Annotated in this window: 4 protein-coding genes; all 4 read left to right on the forward strand. The window is 57.2% G+C overall.

Annotated features, from left to right (window positions below):
* The first annotated feature begins 82 nt into the window (after positions 1-82).
* Genes tnpA through ACIOU6_RS27765 form a run of 4 tightly spaced genes read left to right on the forward strand, consistent with a single transcriptional unit; the run spans position 83 to position 2,924 of the window.
* Positions 83-457 (forward strand): IS66-like element accessory protein TnpA, encoded by a 375-nt coding sequence (gene tnpA, locus ACIOU6_RS27750; RefSeq protein ID WP_288109606.1) that lies wholly within the window; start codon positions 83-85, stop codon positions 455-457.
* Positions 454-798: an IS66 family insertion sequence element accessory protein TnpB gene (gene tnpB, locus ACIOU6_RS27755; RefSeq protein ID WP_034138746.1), complete on the forward strand. Its 345-nt coding sequence runs from the start codon at positions 454-456 to the stop codon at positions 796-798. Before tnpA ends, tnpB begins: the two co-directional genes overlap by 4 nt.
* A 35-nt stretch (positions 799-833) precedes the next feature.
* Complete coding sequence (tnpC, locus tag ACIOU6_RS27760; protein ID WP_221733247.1) at positions 834-2,339, forward strand: IS66 family transposase; 1,506 nt, start codon at positions 834-836, stop codon at positions 2,337-2,339.
* 3 nt (positions 2,340-2,342) lie between these two features.
* A complete protein-coding gene (locus ACIOU6_RS27765; RefSeq protein WP_221733248.1) occupies positions 2,343-2,924 on the forward strand; it encodes a plasmid pRiA4b ORF-3 family protein in 582 nt (193 codons plus the stop codon).
* The last annotated feature ends 30 nt before the right edge of the window (positions 2,925-2,954 follow it).

The raw sequence follows: 2,954 nt of genomic DNA on the forward strand, positions 1-2,954 counted from the left end.
GTAACCGTCCGGTCAGCACCCACTCCTGACCGTTCTCCAAATTAGACAAGATAGTGGACACCATTTTTTAGTGGACACTATCTTGGATATAGCTCCCGCTCGACGCCCCGGTCGCCGCCCGAACTTCCCATCCGCATTCAAGCGCAAAGTCGTCGAAGCCTCATATCAACCCGGTGCCTCAGTGTCGATGATCGCCCGCGAGCATGACGTCAACGCCAACATGGTTTTTCGCTGGCGGCAGCAATACCAGGACGGTGCATTCGGCCCCGTCAGCCCGAGCGCAACGTTCTTGCCAGTCGAGGTGATCAAAGCACCTGTCGACTTGCCGTCAGCAGCGCCGTTGCCGCAAAAACCCCATTCTGAGATCGTTATAGAAGTAGGAAAAGCCACGCTACGCATCACCGGCACACCTGACCCGCAGACCTTGCACCTCACCTTGCAGCAGTTGCTGCGATGATTGCCCCTCCCGCTGGAACCCGTATCTGGATCGCCGCCGGCGTCACCGACATGCGCCGTGGCTTCGACGGATTGGCAGCATTGGTACAAACACAGCTGGAAGCCGATCCCTTTTCCGGCCAGATCTTTGCCTTTCGCGGACGACGCGGTGATCGGATCAAGTTGCTGTGGTGGGACGGCGACGGTTTGTGCCTGTTTTGCAAACGCCTGGAACAAGGTCGCTTCGTCTGGCCGCAAGCAACCAGCGGCAGCGTGTCGCTGACGCCGGCGCAGTTGTCGATGCTGTTGGAGGGCATTGATTGGCGCAGGCCAATTCGTACAGCACCTGTCCTCGCGGTCTGACTTTACGCGCTGGAAATTCTTAGTAATATTCGGCCATGACTCACGTGACCGACTCCTTGCCCAATGATCTTCAAGCCTTAAAGGCGCTGATATCTGCCCAGCGGGCAGAGATCGAGCGCCTGAAAATGATGATCGCCAAATTGCGGCGCACGCAGTTCGGTCGCAGTTCCGAGCAACTGGACGCGATGATCGACCAACTCCAGTTGAGTCTTGAAGAGCTGGAGGTCAGCCAGGCCGAAGTGATGCCAATCACTGAGCCAGCACCTCGTACAGTTTCCCGCCGTAAACCATTGCCTGAACATCTCCCCCGCGAAATCCATGTCCATCATCCCGAGTCGCAATGCTCCGGTTGTGGCGGGACGCTTCGTCAGTTGGGGGAGGATGTGTCTGAGGTGCTGGAGTACGTTCCGGCACGTTTCAAGGTGATTCGCCATGTTCGTCCCAAGCTGGTTTGCCGCTGCTGCGAGTACATCGCCCAAGTACCTGCGCCGAGCCGCCCGATAGCCCGGGGCCTGGCAGGCCCTGGGCTACTGGCTCATGTATTGGTCTCCAAATTCGTTGATCATCTTCCTTTGTATCGGCAGTCCGAGATCTACGCTCGTGAGGGCGTAGATCTGGAGCGCTCGACCTTGGCCGACTGGGTCGGCCAGAGCAGCCAGTTGCTCAGGCCGCTGATCAACGCCCTCAAGAGCCACGTTATGAGTGGTCATAAAGTCCACGCTGACGACACGCCGATTGGCGCACTTGCGCCGGGCACCGGCAAAACAAAAACGGCACGCCTGTGGACGTATGTGCGCGATGACCGACCCGCCGGCTACACGACGCCGGCAGCGGTATGGTTTGCTTACTCGCCGGATCGCAAGGGACAACATCCCCGTGCTCATCTCAAAAACTTCAGCGGGATCTTGCAGGCCGACGGCTACGCTGGTTTTGCTCAGTTGTATCGCTCGGGTCGTGTTCAAGAAGCTGCCTGCTGGGCTCACGCCCGGCGTAAGTTTTACGACGTTTATAAAGACCAGTCCTCACCACTTGCCGCCGAAGTGCTGCAACGAATCGCGGCCTTATATGCCATCGAAAGCGAGATTCGCGGCCAACCACCCGACCTGCGAAAAGCCGCTCGGCAAAGCCGGGCAAGCCCGCTGCTGGAACAGCTGTACGCGTGGCTTAACCAGACGCTGACTCAACTGTCGAAAAAATCGGCATTAGGCGGTGCGATTTTCTATGCCCTCAACCGGTGGCAGGCCTTGGTGTGCTACTGCGATGACGGCCGGATTGAAATCGATAATAACGCTGCCGAACGCGCGCTGCGCGCCGTCGCTTTGGGTCGCAAAAATTATCTGTTCGTGGGTTCCGATGCCGGTGGAGAGCGAGCCGCTGCAATTTACAGCCTGGTAGGCTCGGCCAAACTCAACGACCTGAACCCGCAAGCCTATTTGACCCACGTGCTGGAGCGGATCGCCGACCACCCGATCAATCGGGTGGACGAACTATTGCCCTGGAACGTTTCTCTTAACCCTCTCGAACGCTGCGAGGCTGCTTGATCCATGCCAAAAACATCTCATCTGTCCGTGGTTGAAACCGACCGTGTGCTGATACTGCACATGGAATTTAAATGGATAAAACCTTCGATCTGGCGCCGGGTGGCAGTGCCTGAAAGCATCACCTTGAGCAAGTTGCATCGCGTGATCCAGGCCGTTTTTGGCTGGAGCGATACGCACCTGCATGAGTTTGAAATTGATGGCGAAAGTTACGGCGTGCCTGATCCGGATTGGGGGCCACCGGTGATTTCGGAGCAGCGCAAAAAGCTGACCAGCGTGTTGTACGGGAAGAAGACGTTTCGCTATGTCTATGACTTCGGCGACAACTGGGAACTGCGAATTAAAGTCGAGAAAACGTTGCCCGCGAATATTTTCCCGCAACTGCCGTGTTGCATTGATGGAGCCAATGCTCGCCCGCCGGAGGACATCGGTGGCGCGCCAGGGTATGAAGATTTTTTGGCGGCGTTGGCGAATCCGAATCACCCTGAGCATGAAGCAATGTCGGAGTGGTATGGGGATGATGGGTTCGATCCGACGGCGTTTGACTGCGAGTGGGTCAATCAATGGTTGAAGCAGGCGAAGGTCTGATCAGCAAGAGGGTGTTGGGCGTACGCTTAC

The organism is Pseudomonas sp. NPDC087615 (assembly GCF_044743445.1).
In the GTDB taxonomy this organism is placed as follows: domain Bacteria; phylum Pseudomonadota; class Gammaproteobacteria; order Pseudomonadales; family Pseudomonadaceae; genus Aquipseudomonas; species Aquipseudomonas baetica_A.